Below are 16297 nucleotides of genomic sequence, written 5' to 3' on the forward strand. Positions count from 1 at the left end.
CACACGGGGGTTGGGCAGGGGGGAAGGTCAGTGGATGGTGACGCCGCCGTCGACGAAGATCGTCTGACCCGTGACCATGGCGGCGGCGTCGCTGAGCAGATAGGCGACCGCGTTGGCGACGTCCTGCGGTTCGGCCATCCGACCCAGCGGGATGGTGGCCATCTTGTCCGCCAGGTACGCCGGGTCGCCGCGCAGGTCGGCGGTCATGTCGGTGGGCACGATGGTCGGACCGACGGCGTTGACCCGGATCAGGTCGGGCGCCCACTCCAGGGCCAGTACCCGAGCCATGTGCATGACGCCGGCCTTGCTCACGCAGTAGCCCAGCGTGTTCAGCACCGCGATGTGCCCGTTGGTGGAGCCGATGTTCACCACCGCGCCGTGGGTGTCGCGCAGCGCCGGGTAGGCGGCCTGGCACATCCGGAACGTGCCGGTCAGGTTCACGTCGACGACGGCCGTGAAGTCGTCCTCCGACATCGTCGCCGCCGGGCCACGGCGGACCACCCCGGCGTTGTTGACCAGGAGGTCCAGGCGACCGTGCCGGTCCAGCACCTCGGCGACCAGCCCGGTGCAGGACCCCGCCGACCGGACGTCCACCCGGTGCCGGGTGTGCCCGCCGCCGGGCAGCCCCGCGTCCCAGTCGTCGCGCACGTCGGCCTGCGCCACGGTCGCCCCCCGCTCGGCGAGGGTGGCGGCGATACGGGCCCCGATGCCCCGGGCCGCCCCGGTCACCAGCGCCACCCGCCCGTCGAACCGGTTCGGATCAGTGGTCACGACTCGCTACCCGCCTTTCCGGGCCGGTCACCGGCCGGGCGGAGGTCCCGCCCGACCGGTTTCCCGCACACGTGACGACGCTCCCGTCCGAAAGTCGTCACGCGCCGATCACCTTCGTGTCCTCGGCCCAGAAGGCCACCCGCTTCTGCACGAGCCGGATGACGAAGTGGGCCGCCAGACCCATCACCGACAGGACCACCAGGACGGCGAACATGCCGGCGATGTCGAAGTTGTAGTTGGTCTGCAGCAGCAGGTAACCCAGGCCCTCCTTGGCGCCGATGAACTCACCGACGACCGCGCCGAGGATGGCGAAGACGATGCCGATGTCCAGGCCGGCGAAGATGAACGGCAGCGCACTCGGCAGCCGCACCATCCGGAAGATCTGCGACCGGCTCGCCCCGAACACGGTCAACATCTGGATCCGGTCGGCGTCGGCCGCCCGCAGGCCCTCGATGACGTTGACCAGCATCGGGAAGAACGAGATCACCGCCGCCATGACCACCTTGCTGGTCAGGCCGAAGCCGAACCAGACCACGAACAACGGGGCCAGGGCCACCTTCGGCACGGTCTGGAAGGCCACGATGTACGGCATCAGGGTGGCCTCGACGATCCTGATCTGGGAGATGAAGGTGCCCAGCAGCAGCGCCGCCCCCACCCCGATCACGAACCCGACCAGCGCCTCCTGGCTGGTCACCCAGAGGTGACCCCAGAACTGGTCGTCCCCGAGCTGCCGCCACAGGGAGTCCACCACCTGCGACGGGCGGGGCAGGACGTACTCGTCGACACCGATCAGCGCGATGCCGTACTCCCATCCCAGCACCACCACCACGAAGACCGCCGGGACCAGCCAGAGCTGCGGCTTCTCCCGGAGGTCCAGGCGACGCCGGACGGACCCGACCGCGGACGACGCCGGTGGCTGGGACGGCTTCCGGACCAGATTGGTTGTTGCCATGGCTGCCCCTGTCAGTCGATTACGCCGGCGGCGTTGAAGTGTCGGCGGATCCGGTCCACGTAGACCCCGGCCCGGTCCGAGGACATGACACTGAGATCACGGGGCCGTTCCAGCTCGATCGGCATGATCTCGGCGATCCGGCCCGGCCGGGGACTGAGCACCACCACCCGGTCGGAGAGGAAGACCGCCTCCGGGATGGAGTGCGTGACCAGCACGATCGTCTGCCCGCTCGCCTGCCAGATCCGCAGCAGCTCCACGTTCATGTACTCGCGGGTCATCGCGTCGAGCGCGCCGAACGGCTCGTCCATGAGCAGCACCGCCGGGTCGTGCACCAGGGCCCGGCAGATGCCGGCCCGCTGCTGCATGCCGCCGCTGAGCTCGTGCGGGTACTTCTGCTCGAAGCCGCCCAGGCCCACCATGTCCAGCAGTTGCTGGGCGCGTTCCCGGTGCCGGCGCAGATCCAGCTTCTGGATCTGCGCCGGCACCATCACGTTGTCGAAGATGGTGCGCCAGGGCAGCAGCGTCGGTGCCTGGAACACCATCCCGACCTCGGGAAGGGGTTTCGTCACGTCCCGCCCGGCGATCCGTACGGTGCCCCCGGTCTTCGGGCTCAGTCCGGCGAGGATCTTCAGCAGGGTGGTCTTGCCGCAGCCCGACGGTCCCACGACCGAGATGAACTCCCCGCGACGCACGGTCAGGTTGATGTCGCTGAGCGCCAGGGTCGGGGCCGACTTGCGGGGCCGGTACTCCTTGTCCAGCCCGCCGATCTCGATCCAGGAACTCTCCGACACCGACGCCGGGGCAGATGTCTGCGCCCGACGGGCCGTCGCCTTGATGGCCATCGAAATCCCTTCCGCTTTCCGCTGCCGCTAGCCGGCGGTGTAGGTGGCGGCCTTGCCGAGCACCGCGGCCTTGTCGAAGTTGTTGGCACCGGAGAGCAGGCTCGGGTCCCACAGCTTCTTCAGGTCGACGTCGCCGGTGATCTGACCGGCCTCCTTGGTGTATGCCTGGGTCTTCGCCCACTCCTGGTCGCTGATCGCACCCCAGTCACCGAACTGCTCCGGGGTGCCGCTGGCCGGGGTGGCCGTCTTCAGCCAGGCGGTCAGGCTCTTGGTGTCGGCCGCCAACCGCTCGTCGACCGCCTTGCCCGCCAGGATCTGCGGGAACACCTTGTAACCGATCCTCATGGCGGCTTCCGGGTTCTTCGCCGAGAACAGCATCGCCTTGTACGCCGCGCGCAGGAACCGCTCGTACACGTCCCGCTTGGCCTCGAAATCCCGCGCCCCCACGGAGAAGCTCAGCGAGCGGATACCGGTGAAGATGTCCGGGTTGGCCAGGTACTTCAGCGCGATACCCGAGTTCTCGATGACCGCGTACGCCTGGGTGTAGAGCGCCAGCATGTCGACCTTGCCGTCCTTGAGCGCGGCGGCGGCCTGCGCGCCCACACCCACCGGCAGCAGCTCGACGTCCTTGGCCGGGTCCAACCCGGCCGCCTTGACGTAGGCGCGGGCGTACGGGGCGGAGCCGGAGGCCAGGCTGATCACACCGATCTTCTTGCCGCGCAGGTCGGCGCCGCCGGTGATGGTGCTGTCCGGCTTGACGGCCATCACCCACGGCCAGTTCTGCACCAGACCGCCGATGGCCTTGACCGGCACGTTCTTCTCGGCCGCACCCAGCACCGAGCCGCTGTCGGCGGCGGTGATGTCGCCGCTGCCCGACGCGACCGCCTGCAGCGCGGCGACCGAGCCGTCGGCGTTGATGGTGTCGACGGTCAACTTCTCCTCGGCGAAGTAGCCGAGTTCCTTGGCGACCGCGTAGACGGCCACCTCCTCCTTCGGGCCGATCACCGCGGAGGCGATCGCGAAGGTAACCTTGGCTTCCTTGGCCCCGTCACCGGCCGCGGCACCCTCGTCGGCGCCACCGCCACACCCGGACAGGACCAGCGCGGCGGCCAGCGCCGCCGGGAGCAGAGCCCACTTGCGTTTCATTCCCACACCTCGTCGTCAGTAGGAAGGTTCATGGCGGCCGCCATCCGGCGGCCGGGTGTCGATCAGGCGTTGCGCAGCGACGCGACCAGCGCCAGGTCGTTGTAAACGTGCTGCTCGGCGATCAGCCCGTCGTCCAGCACGAACACGTCCGCGTAGCGGATGCCGTCGAACGACGTCCCGTCGAGCCATTCCCCGTACAGCCGCCCGAGCGAGGTCACCGAGACCCGCCCCTCGGCATCTCCCACCAGGTAGCGGTCCCGGTGTTTGCGCACCCACCGGTAGGTCCCGGCCGACCCGGCCGCCATCTGCGCCAACGAGGAGTACTCCCGGCCAGCCGGGAAGACCAGCCGCGCCTGCGGCGCGAGGAACCGGCCGGCCTCGTCGAGCCTGCGGTCCTCGCACAGTTGCAGATAGTGGTCGACCAGGCGGACCGCGTCGGGCGTACCCATCAGCCGGTCTTGCCGCTCAACGCCGCCTCCCACTGGTCCCGCAGCGGATGCGCGGCGGGCCCGTGCTCGGTGAGGATGCGCATCAGCCGGGCCAGCAGCTCGTCCCGCTCCCGGTCGAGAACCAGCTGCTCCGCCTGCTCGGCGACGAACCCGTCAACGGCACCCGCCGCGAGCAGGTTCCCCCGAACCAGCAGCGCCTCCACGACACGCAACCGCTGCCGGGTGACGTGCAGCTCGGTGGAGAGCTGAAGCACCAGGTCGAGCAACTTGCCGACCTTGGGATCCCCGAAGTAGTCGAACTCGGTGCTCATCACGCCTCCGGCTTGGTCGCGGCCAGTACGGCCCAGGGGAAGTGCCACTCGGCACGGTCGCCCCAGCCCCGCGGCTGGAGACCGTTGCGGCGTTCGTCGAACGGGGTCCACGACACGTCGGTGAGACCGGCCCCGGTGCACACGGCGACCAGGTCCGAACCGAACAGGTCGTGGAAGAAGGGCTCGTTGTTCCGCTCGGCGTGCTCCTGGATGGTGGCGTCGCGCAGCGGGTCGCCGGTGAGCATGAACTCCAGGAAGCGCAGCGAACCACCCGGCTTGAGCAGGCGGGCCGCCTCCTCGATCGTCTCCCGGATCGCGTCGGCCGGCATCTCGTGCAGCACCATGGTGCCGGTGACCACGTCGCAGCTGCCGGCCTCGATGCCGGTCGCCCGGCCGTCGGCCTGCCGGTAGTCGATCGCCAGCCCGGCGGCCTCCGCCTCGGCGTGGGCCAGCCGAAGCCCCGGCGCCGCCAGGTCCACCCCGATCACCTGCGCCGTCGGGTACCGGCCCACCAGCGGCCGGGTGCTCTTGCCGAATCCGCACCCGATGTCGACCACCCGGGTCGCCGCCGGCAGCTGCGGCAGCGCCGTCTGGGCGAACAGCGTGTGGAACTTGTAACCGTCGTTGTCGCGCAGCATGACGATGCGCGCCCCGAACTCGTACACGTACGCCGACATGTCGTCGGAGAAGAAACTGCCGGGCTGGATGTGGATGTCGTAGTCGGTGTACCAGTCCGGCAGCTCCAGCGCCGGGTCCAGGCCGAGGGAACCGGCGGGCTGCTCGGGCAGCGTCGCCAGCTGCTCGGCCAACTCCTCGCGGCGGCTCAGCACCGCGTCGCCGGCGATCTTCCACAACATCTTCTGCTGTACCCGCTCCAGGTGGCTGAACCACGGGTAGAGCGGGAGGCCGCGCAGCACCTGACCGGCGTCGGCCACCGTCGTGGCCGGCTCGCCCGTGGCGCCGTACTCGTCGCGCAGGGCCGGGTAGACGGTGTCCGCCCAGCGCTTGCGCAGACCGAGGACGAAGTCCACAGCGGAACGCTCATCCAAGGTGAGACGCTCCTCGACATCGAACATGCCTTGTCTCCTCTTCAGGGGTGCAGTGGGGGAGGACCGGTCCGCGGCGAACCGGGGACCGGGTGGACGGGTCAGTGGGCGTGCAGCACGCGCTGCGCGGATACGGTGCGGTAGCTGCCGAGGAACGCCCCGGCCAGCCGCCCCTCGTAGACAGCCTCGAAGGCGGTGCGGGGAGCGTTGGCATCGCCGACGAGGTGGATCCGGGGCCCGTCGGGGAGGGCATCGAGCTGCCGATACAGCGCGTCGTCGGCATGCGCCGACCCGGCGTCCACGACCACGGTCACCCCGTCGAGGCGGACATCCGCCCCGGCGAGCGGGCCGGTGAGGGTCACCGCGGCGGGACCCGCGGCGCGTACCGTCCGCAGCGGGTGGGCCACCACGCCCAGGTCGGCGAAGCGCTTGAGCAACGCCAACCGCGAGTACGTGGTGATCCGCGCGCACACCCCGGCGGTGGGGGAGACGAGATGGACGCGGGCCCCCCGCCGGGCGAGGCTCTCGGCGACCGACGCGGCCGCCCAGGTGCCGTCGTCGTCGCGGACCACGACGGTGCCGTCAGGCCGGAAGTCCGCATCGGCGAGCTGGTCGACGGCCTGCCAGAGGTCGAGCACGGGCGGGCCGTCGGGCAGCGGCCGGCGGGCCGGGCGGGAGCCGGTCGCCAGGATGACGTCTTGGTGGTCGCCGGCCAGCACCTCCTCGACGCTGATCCGGTGGCCCAGCCGTACCTGCACCCCGGCGGCCCGCACGTCGCGGGCCAGGTCCCGGGTGAGCAGGCCGAACCGCTGCCGCCCGGGTACCCGCGCGGCCACCTCCACCTGACCGCCGAGCTGCGCACGCGCCTCTACCAGGGTCACCTCGTGCCCGGCTCGCCGGGCGGCGAGGGCGGCCTCGAGACCGGCCGGGCCGCCGCCGACCACCAGGACCCGGCGCCCGCCGTCCGGTCCGGGCAGCTCCGGCCAGGCCGCCGACCACTCCCGCTCGGCGCCGACCTCGGGGTTGACCACGCAGGAGATCGGCAGGCTGGTTTCCAACCGGCCGATGCAGCCCTGATTGCAGGCCAGGCAGGCGCGGGTCTCGTGCTGGCGGCCCTCGACCGCCTTGCGCACCAGGTGCGGGTCGGCGATGTGCGGGCGGGCAAGACCGACCAGGTCGGCCTCACCGGCGGTGAGCAGTTCGGCGGCCTCCGGCAGACTGTCGAGCCGGCACACCGCCAGCACCGGCAGGTCCGGGAACTCCCGCTTGAACAGCGCCGCGTGGTGCCGGAACGGGGCGTGGCCGAAGCTCATGTCGGCGATCTGCGTCGCCAGCGAGTAGCTGCCGTGGTAGGCGGAGTGGCTGACGTGCACGTACGCCAGCGGGAACTCGGCGCGAAGCTTGCCGACGATCTCCACGACGGCAGTCGGGTCGAGTCCGCCGGGGAGGAACTCGTCGGCGCTGACCCGCAGACCCACCGGCAGCTCGCCAGCGGTGGACAGCACCGCGGTCAGTACCTCGCGGGTCAACCGCATCCGGTTGTCGAGGCTGCCGCCGTACCCGTCGTCGCGGGTGTTGGTGTGCGGCGAGAGGAACTGCTGGAGCAGATGGCCGTGCCCGGCGTGGACCTCCAGCCCGTCGAAGTCCGCCTGCCGCATCCGGCGCGCCGCTGCGGCGAACGCCTCCACGACCACCGCGATGTCCCGACGCCCCATGGCGTGCGGCACGTGCGCGCCGGCCGCCCACGGCACAGGGGAGGACGACCAGGCGGCGGTACGGGTGGCGTCCCCGTTGGCCTGCCGTCCAGCGTGCATGACCTGGGCGAAGATCCGTGTGCCGTGAGTGTGGACCGCTCGGGCCACCGCCGCGTACGCCGGGATCGACGAGTCGTCGAAGCTGCCGAGGCTGATGCTGCGCCCCGCACTGGTCGGGTGGACCCGGATCGCCTCGGTGACGATCAAGCCGACGCCGCCCCGGGCGCGTTCCTCGTGGTAGGCGACGAGGCGCGGCGTGGGGATGTTGTCCAGCCCGAAGTTGGTCGTGTGACCGGGGACGAACACCCGGTTGCGCAGGTGCACGGTGCCGAGGTCGAAGGGGGAGAGGAGGGTGCGGAGGCTTTCGTCAGGCATGCTCGGGCTTCCTGTTCGGGCCGCGCTCGTCTGGGGGGAGATGTGTTCGGGTGAACCGTACGCCGTTCGAATGAGTGGAACGGTAAGACCGCTCTGGTGCCCCGTCAACGGGTTACTCGCGAGTAACTACATCGATCGAAAACCCGCTGACCTGCTGTTCTGCTGAGCGGAACGACGCCCGCGCATGCATGTCGATGTGCTCTGGTCCGCCGTTCCGCCAGCGCGAACGTCCGGCATCGAGGGGCGTTGCCAGCTGATCGCGTGGTGCTCCGTTGGCTGCGCGGACGTCGGGTGCCCGTCCGCGTAGGCGTGGCAGGAGGTGCGCGCCTGTGTGGGTGTGCTGGGCATCGAAATCTGTGAAAGATCGAGGCTTGAGGCCGTGGGAGCGCTCCCGTAACATCTCCGACACGGCTGTTAACGCTCACGCGCCAGGATCATCATCAATGCGTAGGCCGTCATACCGTCAGGAGAGTGCTCCATGGTCAGATCCAGAGCGGGCAATGTCGGCCTGGTGTCAGCCGGCCTCGGGTTGCTGGCGTCGGCCGCGTTCGCCGCAGCGCTGCCGGCCGGGGCCGCCGCCGCTGGTTGTGCGGTGACCTACGCGGTGTCCTCGCAGTGGCAGGGCGGCTTCGGCGCCAACGTCACTATCACCAATCTCGGTGATCCGGTCACGAACTGGACACTGGCCTGGTCCTACAGCGCCGGCCAGACCGTAGCGGAGGCCTGGAACGTGACGGTGACCCAGAGCGGTACCGCAGTGACCGCCAGGAACGTCAGCTACAACGGGAACATCGCGACCAACGGCACGGTCTCCTTTGGCTTCAACGGCACATGGGCCGGCAGCAACCCCGCCCCGACCGGCTTCGCGTTGAACGGGGTGACCTGCACCGGTGGGCCGGTCCCGACCACCTCACCGACGAGCTCACCGGCCACCCCGCCCCCCACCGGGCCGGCGGACATCACCGTCGACAGTGCCACCAGGTACCAGACGGTCGACGGGTTCGGGGCCGCCGTGTCGATCTGGGGTGGCGCCTGGTCCACGGCCGAAACGCAGACCCTGGTCGGACTGGGCCCCAACCAACTGGGCCTGTCGATCGTGCGCACCGGCGTCTCGCCGGTCTCCAGCGAGTGGTCGACCCAGGTGAGCGCCCTGAAAACGGCGAAGTCCTACGGGTCGGGTGTGAAGGTCCTCGCCTCACCGTGGACGGCGCCGGCGGCGTGGAAGACGAACAACAGCCGCATCAACGGCGGCAAGCTGAAACCCGAGTACTACGACGACTACGCCAACCATCTCAACAGCTACGTCCAGTACATGCGCAACCAGGGCGTGACGATCGATGTCACCTCGGTGCAGAACGAGCCGGACTGGCACCCGGACTACGACTCGATGGACTGGAGCGGCACCGAACTACAGACCTTCGTCCGTGACCAGGGCGCGAAGGTGCAGAACACCAAGCTGATGGTCGCCGAGGCGGTGAACCTGAACTACAGCTACACCGACCCGACCCTCAACGACACCAACGCCCGGAACAACATCGGCTACATCGGCGGCCACCTGTACGGCACCGAAACCTCCGGCCGACTGAAGCCGTACTCCCTGGCCGACCAGCACAAGAAACCCGTGTGGATGACCGAATGGAACCTGCACGCCGCCGACGGCAACGGCTCCAACATCTGGGGCGACCCCAGCAACCAGACGGTCTGGAACGAAACCCTCGACGACATCATGCGCACCGTACACAAGTCGATGGAGTCGAACTGGAGCGCCTACGTCTGGTGGTACGGCAAGCGCTACTACTCGTTCATCGGCGACGGTGAAGCGGCCTACGGCACCACCGCAGGCGTACCACTCAAGCGCGGCTACGCCTTCTCGCAGTACGCCAAGTACGTCCGCCCCGGCTACCAGCGCGTGGCCCTGACCAAGAGCTCCAAGGCCTCGCCGCTGGAGGTCACCGCCTACCAGGGCGACGGGAAGATCACGCTGGTCATCCTCAACCGGTCGACCAGCGCGGTCAACAACGCCGTGATCCAGGTACCGCAGAACGTCACGACGGCCGAGCACTACCTGACCTCGCAGAACGCCAACGCGGCCAGCCAACCGACCAGCGTCAACGGCGGACAGATCGCCGTCGACGTCGGCGCCCGCAGCATCTCCACGGTCGTACTCACCCTCTGACGGTCCGCCCGACCGTCACCGCAACAGCGCGCTCCCGCGACACCCGAGGCATCAGCACCGACGCGTACCCACGCCGCCACACCGATGCGAGGCGCGGCAACGCCGGCAACCTGTCGGGGCAACGCCGCCCCACCGTGCAGCAACGACGACATCTGGAGAACGCAGAACATGAACGCACACCGAAACGACCGACTGCGCACGCGATGGCGGCAGGCAGCCCGAACCGCCCTCGCGGCGGCGGCCACCGTCGGCATCACCCTGCTGGCCATCGGATTCACCACGGGCACAGCCACGGCGGCCGCCAGCCCCGCCGACCGGGACACCCCGAACGCCTCACTCGCCGCCGCGCCGGTGTCCCGGATCGCCACCGGCGACCTGCACACCTGCGTGATCCCCACCGACGCCACGCTCTGGTGCTGGGGCAACAACTTCAACGGCCAACTCGGTGACGGGACCACCACGAACCGGACCGCACCCATCCGGGTCGGCGACGCCACCACCTGGGCGCGTATCGACGCCGGCACCAGCAACACCTGCGCGGTACGCACCGACGGAACGCTGTGGTGCTGGGGCGGCAACGCCAACGGGCAACTCGGCGACGGAACGACCACCCACCGGCGCAGCGCCGTACAGATCGGCACCGCCACCACCTGGGCCAACGTCAGCACCGCCACCAGTCACACCTGCGCCGTCCAGACCACCGGCACCCTGTGGTGCTGGGGCCTGAACCGTCACGGACAGCTCGGTACCGGCGCGTCCCCCTACCGGGCGACCACCCCGGTGCAGGTCGGCACGGCGACCACCTGGGCGAGCGTCGCGACCGGCTACGCGCACACCTGCGCCATCCGCACCGACCGGACCCTGTGGTGCTGGGGCAGCAGCTCGGACGGACAGCTCGGTCTCGGCATCCTGGACTACCGGGCCACCCCGACGCAGGTGGGCACCGCGACCACCTGGACCGGCGTGACGACCGGCTACGCGCACACCTGCGCCGTCCGCGCCGACGGGACCCTGTGGTGCTGGGGCGAGAACGGGTACGGCCAGGTGGGCGGGGGCGCCGGCTTCCAGACCACCCCACTCCAGGTCGGTACCGCCACCACCTGGGCAAGGGTCGACGCGAGCATCGACTCGTCGTGCGCGGCGCGCACCGACGGCAGCCTGTGGTGCTGGGGCAAGAACAGCTACGGGCAGCTCGGCGACGGCACCACCACCCACCGGTCCACCCCGACCCAGGTCGGCACCGCGACCACCTGGACGGGCGTCCTGGCCGCGTCCTACCACGCCTGCGCGGCGCGCACGGACGGCAGCCTGTGGTGCTGGGGCTACAACTCGTTGGGGCAGCTCGGTGACGGCACCGCGTCATCCCGACGACGGTTTCGCCGGGGACGCCGAGGAATTCCCCTGGGTGTACCAGGGATACATCGACTTCTTTCAGTGTGCTTTGGTGGGCATACGATGGGTGGTCCCGCTTGCGGCGGGCCGGTCCCGGTCTGACCGGCGGTTGCCGTGAAGGCGACGACGACCTGCTCATCGGGGTCTGCTGCACGTGTCGGCGGTACTGCGGCTCAGGTTGACCGAGTGCGCGTCCGTTCTCGACGAGGGCACCGCCGGCGGCCGGCTCGATGGCAGCTGTGGCGCGAAGGCGACGAGGTCGTCTCCGCGCCACAGCTGGCATTGTTGGCTGTGTTCGGGGGTCAGGCGGTGTTGACCAGGACGCCGACGTGGAGGCTCTTGTCGGGTAGGCCGATGGTGTAGGTGGCGAAGATGCGGGCGTTGAAGTCGATTCCGGTGGGGGTGTTCCAGGCGCCGGTGGCGCTGCGGATACGGTGCCAGACCCCGGAGCCGTAGACGGTCGTGTTGAGGTGCAGGGTGCCGTCGGACAGGCTGCCTGCGGAAACGGCGGTGATGTTGCCGTTTGGATCGATTCCGGTGGGGGTGTTCCAGGCGCCGGCCGCGCTACGGACCCGATGCCAGACGCCCCAGCGGGGCACGAGAGTGAACAGTTGGGTCGTGCCGTCGGGCATGCCGGCGGCGGCGACATCGCTGATGCTGCCGTTGTCGTCGATGCGGATGGGGGTGTTCCAGGCGCCGGCCGCGCTGCGGACACGATGCCAGACCCCCCAACCCGGGACCAGGGTGAACAGTTGCAGCGTGCCGTCGGGCAGACTCGCTGCGGCGACGTCGCTGATGATCGGACTGGTGTCGATCTTGGTGGAGCTGCTCCAGGTGCCGGCGGTGTTGCGGACCCGGTGCCAGAGGCCGCTGTCGGGGATCACCCCGAACATGTGCAGGGTGCCGTCCGGCATGCCGACAGCGGCCACATCGGTGAAGTAGCCGCTGGTGTCGATCCGCACCGAACTGCCCCATGTCCCCGTGGCGCTGCGGACCCGATGGTAGATGCCCGAGTTCGGCACGATCACCAGGACGTGCATCGTGCCGTTGGGTAGGCTCGCAGCAGCCGTCCCGGTCAGCGCGCGGTTGCCGTCCAGCTCGGAAGAGACACCCCAGCTACCGGCGCTGCTACGAACCCGATTCCACAACGGACCATGCGGCGTCCCACAGTTGTGGCTCGTTCTGTAGACCGAGTAGTTGGCATCATCGTGAGTGATCCCAGACGGCTCTCCGTTGAACCACGACTCGACCTTGGCGCCGTCTCGGAGCTGCTCGTAGTGCAAGTGGGGCGCCGAAGAGCTACCAGTACTACCCACCTTGCCGAGTTGGTCGCCGATTGCCACGACATCGCCCACGCTGACCATCGGTGATTCCAGCATGTGCAGGTACAGCGTCTGCCAGCCGTCGCCGTGGCTCAGCTTGACGTAGTAGCCGCCCCCCGAGTCGTAACTAGAGGAAACGACAGTTCCCGCATACGAGGCCAGAATGGGTCGCCCGGACGCGGTCCCCTCGGTCGGAAACATGTCAATGTCGTAGTCGTCGTGTCCGACGTACGTGGAAAGCCGCCAAGTTTCACCGCAAGCCACCGGCAGCTGAAAGAACGGCCGAGGTCCGGCAGCTTCCACCGGTGTCGTAATGGCCGGGACAGCAAGCCCGATGGTCGCGATAAGGAGAGCGGTCATGGCGCCGTATCCCCATTGGACGAAAATGCGTTTCATGGGACGACGCTGAGCTGGAATCCCTGCTGGCCACGTCCTCACGATTCCTCCTAGGTCGAGTGAGGCCCTGGAGGCGGGGTTGCGCAAGAACGGCCGCCTCTACCAGTGCCTGGTGGCATCCGGGTCAATCCCGTGGGGTGGTCGAATCCTTCAGATGTCGGATCTGCGACAGTGTCCGGATGGCGTGACAATTGGACAGAAGGGGGCTCGCCGTTCCCCTCGGCTCCGGTGTTCTCGCTGGTGGCTGATGGTGCTGCACCTGATCAGGATCATGCCCGGACATCCGCCCGCCGTACAGACGTCAGGCAATTTCGATTCGACGAGGATTCATAGAATTTTCTTTATGGTCCATGACGGTGTCGGTAGGCGGCCGCGGCCTCAGGTCGGATCCGCCTCGCGTGATCCCAGCGTTCATCAACTGCGCCTGTTCCTGGTGCTGGCCGAGGAGTTGCACTTCGGTCGTGCCGCCCAGCGGCTCTTCCTGAGCCAGCCGGCGCTCAGCCAACAGATCCGGGCGTTGGAAGGCCGACTCAACGTCGATCTGTTGCGGCGTTCCTCCCGCCAGGTGGAGCTCACCCCGGCGGGCCAGGCTCTGATACCCAAGGCGCGCGACTCCGTCGCCGCCATGACCCGACTCCGGGAACTCGCCGCCGCGTACTCGCGGGAGACCCGGGGGCATCTGAGAATCGGGGCCATCGGCGGGGAGGCCTTCATGCCCTACGTGATCGCCATCCTCGCCGAGATGTCGGCCCGGCATCCCGGGATCACCGTCGAGATCCGTTCGGTCAACTTCGTCGAGCAGGTCTACGTGCTACCCCGTGGCGAGGTGGACGCGGCATTCCTGCGCCCGCCGCTGCCGCCGGGACTGCGGAGTCTGCAACTGTCGACCGAGCCCCGGGTCGCCTGTCTACCCGCCGACGATCCGCTGGTGACGCGCGCGCCGTTGACCCTGGCCCAACTGTCCGACCGGGTGGTGGTCGACGTCCCGATCCCGGAGCTTCGACAGTGGTGGGACTTCTGGACGGTCAATCCCCGCCCCGACGGCAGCGCCGTCCGCTACGGGCCCGTAGTCGGCGACATGGACGCCCTGCTGTCAGCCGTCGCCCGCAGCCAGGCCATCGCCTTCCTGCCCGCCGAGGCCCGCCACGACTACACCCGCCGGGGCGTCGCCTACGTCGACGTCGTCGACCTGCCGCTGTCCACGGCGGCCCTGGCCTGGCTTCCCCGCCGCGACAACCCCGCCCTCGCCGCCCTGATCCAGGCCGCGCGTACCGTGGTGCGCCGCGATGGGCAGGCAAACAAGCCCCCGGCCTGAGCTGACTACTGCGCGCGGCACCGACGACGTGGGTTACCTCCGGGTGCCATCGCCGAGGTCGGGTCTGCTGCACCGGCAGGTGACGTGCTCAGGTTGGTGGTGACGTAAGTCCGAGGGCTCCCGTGGTCAGGCCGTCGCCGATCTCGTGCGCCAGGGCAGCGCCGGTCGTCGCGATCTGTTCGAGGGCCGTACGGAACTCTGTGAGCTGGCGGAACGCCTGCCCGTACGCCTGTTGCTGTTCGAGCGCCACCACAGGGATGGTGAGCCGTTTGATGTCGACGCGCAGGGTGCCGCTGGCTGTGCTGGACGTGCGGCCGGCGATGCGGACGTTGTCGGTGCGGGAGATGACACCGGCGACGAACCACGGATCGAAGCGGGCCGTGTCGACACGGATCAGCTGAACGCTCGGCCCGAGTTCGGCTCCGACCTGCTCCGGGGTGGCGACCCGGGCGCTGATCTTGTTGCCGATGACGGGGATGAGAATGTCGCCGTCGAGGACCGTCGGCCCTGCGGCATCGTCCGCCGTGCGGGCTGCGGTGCCGGTGGCGGGGCGGCCGGACAGGATGTCGGCGGCGGTCAGCACGGTGGCGCTGGTGGTGGCACTTGCTCGGCTGCGGGAAGCAGCGCGGTGGACGGTGATGCTGCCGGACCGGACCAGGTCGGCTACGTCGGCTCGCGGAGCATCACGCAGAGTCACGGTGGGTGCCTCGCCGACGGCGGGCAGACTGCGTCGTACGCGGTCGAGTAGTCGATCGAATGCCTCGATGTTGCTGCCCACCTGCACTGGAGTGGTGGCGGGTTCGATGGCCTGTGGCAGGTGGCGCCGCGGTGTCACGTCGACCTGGTCGTCGAGCAGGTTGATGGCGGGTACGGCGCAGTGGACGCCGGGGGCCTCGGTGTAGTGCTCGGACCGGTAGGCGCTCCAAGCGGTGCCGACGATGTCGGCGAGCGGCTGACCGGTCGACGCGGTGGTGGCGTCGACCAGGAGCAGGTCTGCGGTGTGCGGTGGGCGCGAACCGGGGTGGGCGAGGACCCAGACGTGTAGTCCGATGCCGGTCGGCGGCATCAGACCGGCAGGCAGGGCGATCACCGCGCGTAGCGCTCCGCGGCGGATGAGCTCCGCGCGGACCCGGCGGCCGGCAGGGCGCGATGCGGCCGCCGGGGGCATGAGGACGACGGCCGTGCCGTCGGGGGAGAGGTGGGCCAGAGCGTGTTGCACCCAGGCGAGCTCGGGTTCGGTGCGTGGGGGTAGGCCGTAGATCCAGCGGGGGTCGTAGGCGAGGCGGTCGTGTCCCCAGTCGTGGATGCCGAACGGGAAGTTCGCCACGACGACGTCCGCCCGCAGGTCAGGTAGGGCATCGGCGAGCAGGCTGTCACCGGTGTGCACGACGGGTGGTGCCGTGTCGTGTCCGGCGTGGCGGGCGCGCAGGTGGACGAACCACAGTCGCAACAGGGTGATCAGGGCGTACTGCGGGTTGATCTCCTGTGCGTGGCATCGGGTGACGGTGCCGTTGCGCAGGGCCCGGTCGGCGGCGGTGCGCAGGATCGATCCGGTGCCGCTGGCGAAGTCGAAGGTGTCGGCGCCGGTGCCGGCAAGGGTCAGCATCAGCTCGGCGACGCTGTCGGGGGTGCCGGCGAGACCGGAGAGCGAGTGGGCCGAGGCCACGTACTGGCTGTGCAGGTACTCGAAGGCAGGTTCCGGACCGCGTTCGGAGCCGAGCTGGTCGACGGCCTGGAGCAGCGTGGTCAGTTGCGGGGTCCATTGTTGCGGCAGGACGTCACCGACGTGTGCGGCCAGGGCGGGGTCGAGTGCACGCAGCTGGCTGGTGAGCTGTTTCGGCGTGGGTAGGCGGTCGTCGGGATCGTCGGTCTGGGCGGCGCGGGTGAGCAGGTGTGCGCCGGCGATGGCGAGTGCGTCGCTGAGCTGCGCTGCGGGTTGGTAGCTCTCGATGTGTCGCCAGGCCCGCTGGTCGGTGTCGGCCTGGTGCTGCCGGCCGTGACGGCGTAGCCACTGCTCGACTTCCCGGGCGTCGAAGGAGGGGCTGGTGGG

Annotated in this window: 13 protein-coding genes; 3 read left to right on the plus strand and 10 right to left on the minus strand. The window is 69.5% G+C overall.

All coding sequences use genetic code 11. From position 1 onward, the window contains the following. Positions 1–27 precede the first annotated feature (27 nt). The 8 genes from GSF22_RS06620 to GSF22_RS06655 all read right to left on the minus strand — a co-directional run bounded on the left by GSF22_RS06620 (position 28) and on the right by GSF22_RS06655 (position 7646). Complete coding sequence (locus GSF22_RS06620) at positions 28–771, minus strand: SDR family NAD(P)-dependent oxidoreductase (RefSeq protein ID WP_208811886.1); 744 nt, start codon at positions 769–771, stop codon at positions 28–30. Positions 772–868: 97 nt separating this feature from the next. Further along, a complete protein-coding gene (locus GSF22_RS06625) occupies positions 869–1723 on the minus strand; it encodes an ABC transporter permease (RefSeq protein ID WP_208811888.1) in 855 nt (284 codons plus the stop codon). Positions 1724–1734: 11 nt separating this feature from the next. Further along, a complete protein-coding gene (locus GSF22_RS06630; RefSeq protein WP_208811890.1) occupies positions 1735–2565 on the minus strand; it encodes an ABC transporter ATP-binding protein in 831 nt (276 codons plus the stop codon). A gap of 27 nt (positions 2566–2592) precedes the next feature. Further along, a complete protein-coding gene (locus GSF22_RS06635) occupies positions 2593–3711 on the minus strand; it encodes an ABC transporter substrate-binding protein (protein ID WP_208811892.1) in 1119 nt (372 codons plus the stop codon). 62 nt (positions 3712–3773) lie between these two features. Next, positions 3774–4160 carry a nuclear transport factor 2 family protein gene (locus GSF22_RS06640; RefSeq protein ID WP_208811894.1) on the minus strand — a complete coding sequence of 129 codons (387 nt, stop codon included), beginning with the start codon at positions 4158–4160 and terminating at the stop codon, positions 3774–3776. Beyond that, the gene (locus tag GSF22_RS06645) at positions 4160–4471 is read right to left on the minus strand and encodes a hypothetical protein (RefSeq protein ID WP_208811895.1); all 312 of its coding nucleotides are present in this window, start codon (positions 4469–4471) and stop codon (positions 4160–4162) included. The genes GSF22_RS06640 and GSF22_RS06645 overlap by 1 nt, the downstream gene beginning before the upstream one ends. Further along, the gene (locus GSF22_RS06650; RefSeq protein WP_208811897.1) at positions 4471–5547 is read right to left on the minus strand and encodes a class I SAM-dependent methyltransferase; all 1077 of its coding nucleotides are present in this window, start codon (positions 5545–5547) and stop codon (positions 4471–4473) included. Before GSF22_RS06650 ends, GSF22_RS06645 begins: the two co-directional genes overlap by 1 nt. A 71-nt stretch (positions 5548–5618) precedes the next feature. Beyond that, positions 5619–7646, minus strand: a complete 2028-nt coding sequence (locus GSF22_RS06655; protein WP_208811899.1) for an oxidoreductase — start codon at positions 7644–7646, stop codon at positions 5619–5621. 478 nt (positions 7647–8124) lie between these two features. On the opposite strand from GSF22_RS06655, the gene GSF22_RS06660 reads away from it, so the two are divergent. After that, positions 8125–9822 (plus strand): cellulose binding domain-containing protein, encoded by a 1698-nt coding sequence (locus tag GSF22_RS06660; RefSeq protein WP_208811901.1) that lies wholly within the window; start codon positions 8125–8127, stop codon positions 9820–9822. Between the two features lie 168 nt (positions 9823–9990). After that, complete coding sequence (locus tag GSF22_RS06665; RefSeq protein ID WP_208811903.1) at positions 9991–11316, plus strand: RCC1 domain-containing protein; 1326 nt, start codon at positions 9991–9993, stop codon at positions 11314–11316. A gap of 200 nt (positions 11317–11516) precedes the next feature. On the opposite strand, the gene GSF22_RS06670 is transcribed toward GSF22_RS06665, so the two are convergent. Beyond that, positions 11517–12932: a peptidoglycan DD-metalloendopeptidase family protein gene (locus tag GSF22_RS06670; protein ID WP_244366451.1), complete on the minus strand. Its 1416-nt coding sequence runs from the start codon at positions 12930–12932 to the stop codon at positions 11517–11519. Positions 12933–13179: 247 nt separating this feature from the next. On the opposite strand from GSF22_RS06670, the gene GSF22_RS06675 reads away from it, so the two are divergent. Further along, positions 13180–14247 carry a LysR family transcriptional regulator gene (locus tag GSF22_RS06675; protein WP_208811905.1) on the plus strand — a complete coding sequence of 356 codons (1068 nt, stop codon included), beginning with the start codon at positions 13180–13182 and terminating at the stop codon, positions 14245–14247. Between the two features lie 88 nt (positions 14248–14335). Here GSF22_RS06675 and GSF22_RS06680 read toward each other — a convergent pair. Further along, on the minus strand, positions 14336–16297 hold a 1962-nt coding region (locus GSF22_RS06680), incomplete at its 5' end, for an N-6 DNA methylase (protein WP_208811907.1).

The organism is Micromonospora echinofusca, assembly GCF_017614955.1.
GTDB classification, from domain to species: Bacteria; Actinomycetota; Actinomycetes; order Mycobacteriales; family Micromonosporaceae; genus Micromonospora; species Micromonospora echinofusca_A.

Excerpts from the sequence above, each read along its gene's own strand:
- GSF22_RS06670 (WP_244366451.1), bottom strand. The coding sequence starts at position 12,932 with ATGAAACGCATTTTCGTCCAATGGGGATACGGCGCCATGACCGCTCTC.
- GSF22_RS06665 (WP_208811903.1), top strand. The coding sequence starts at position 9,991 with ATGAACGCACACCGAAACGACCGACTGCGCACGCGATGGCGGCAGGCA.
- GSF22_RS06640 (WP_208811894.1), bottom strand. The coding sequence starts at position 4,160 with ATGGGTACGCCCGACGCGGTCCGCCTGGTCGACCACTATCTGCAACTG.
- GSF22_RS06675 (WP_208811905.1), top strand. The coding sequence starts at position 13,180 with ATGGTGCTGCACCTGATCAGGATCATGCCCGGACATCCGCCCGCCGTA.
- GSF22_RS06625 (WP_208811888.1), bottom strand. The coding sequence starts at position 1,723 with ATGGCAACAACCAATCTGGTCCGGAAGCCGTCCCAGCCACCGGCGTCG.
- GSF22_RS06645 (WP_208811895.1), bottom strand. The coding sequence starts at position 4,471 with ATGAGCACCGAGTTCGACTACTTCGGGGATCCCAAGGTCGGCAAGTTG.
- GSF22_RS06650 (WP_208811897.1), bottom strand. The coding sequence starts at position 5,547 with ATGTTCGATGTCGAGGAGCGTCTCACCTTGGATGAGCGTTCCGCTGTG.
- GSF22_RS06630 (WP_208811890.1), bottom strand. The coding sequence starts at position 2,565 with ATGGCCATCAAGGCGACGGCCCGTCGGGCGCAGACATCTGCCCCGGCG.
- GSF22_RS06635 (WP_208811892.1), bottom strand. The coding sequence starts at position 3,711 with ATGAAACGCAAGTGGGCTCTGCTCCCGGCGGCGCTGGCCGCCGCGCTG.
- GSF22_RS06660 (WP_208811901.1), top strand. The coding sequence starts at position 8,125 with ATGGTCAGATCCAGAGCGGGCAATGTCGGCCTGGTGTCAGCCGGCCTC.
- GSF22_RS06655 (WP_208811899.1), bottom strand. The coding sequence starts at position 7,646 with ATGCCTGACGAAAGCCTCCGCACCCTCCTCTCCCCCTTCGACCTCGGC.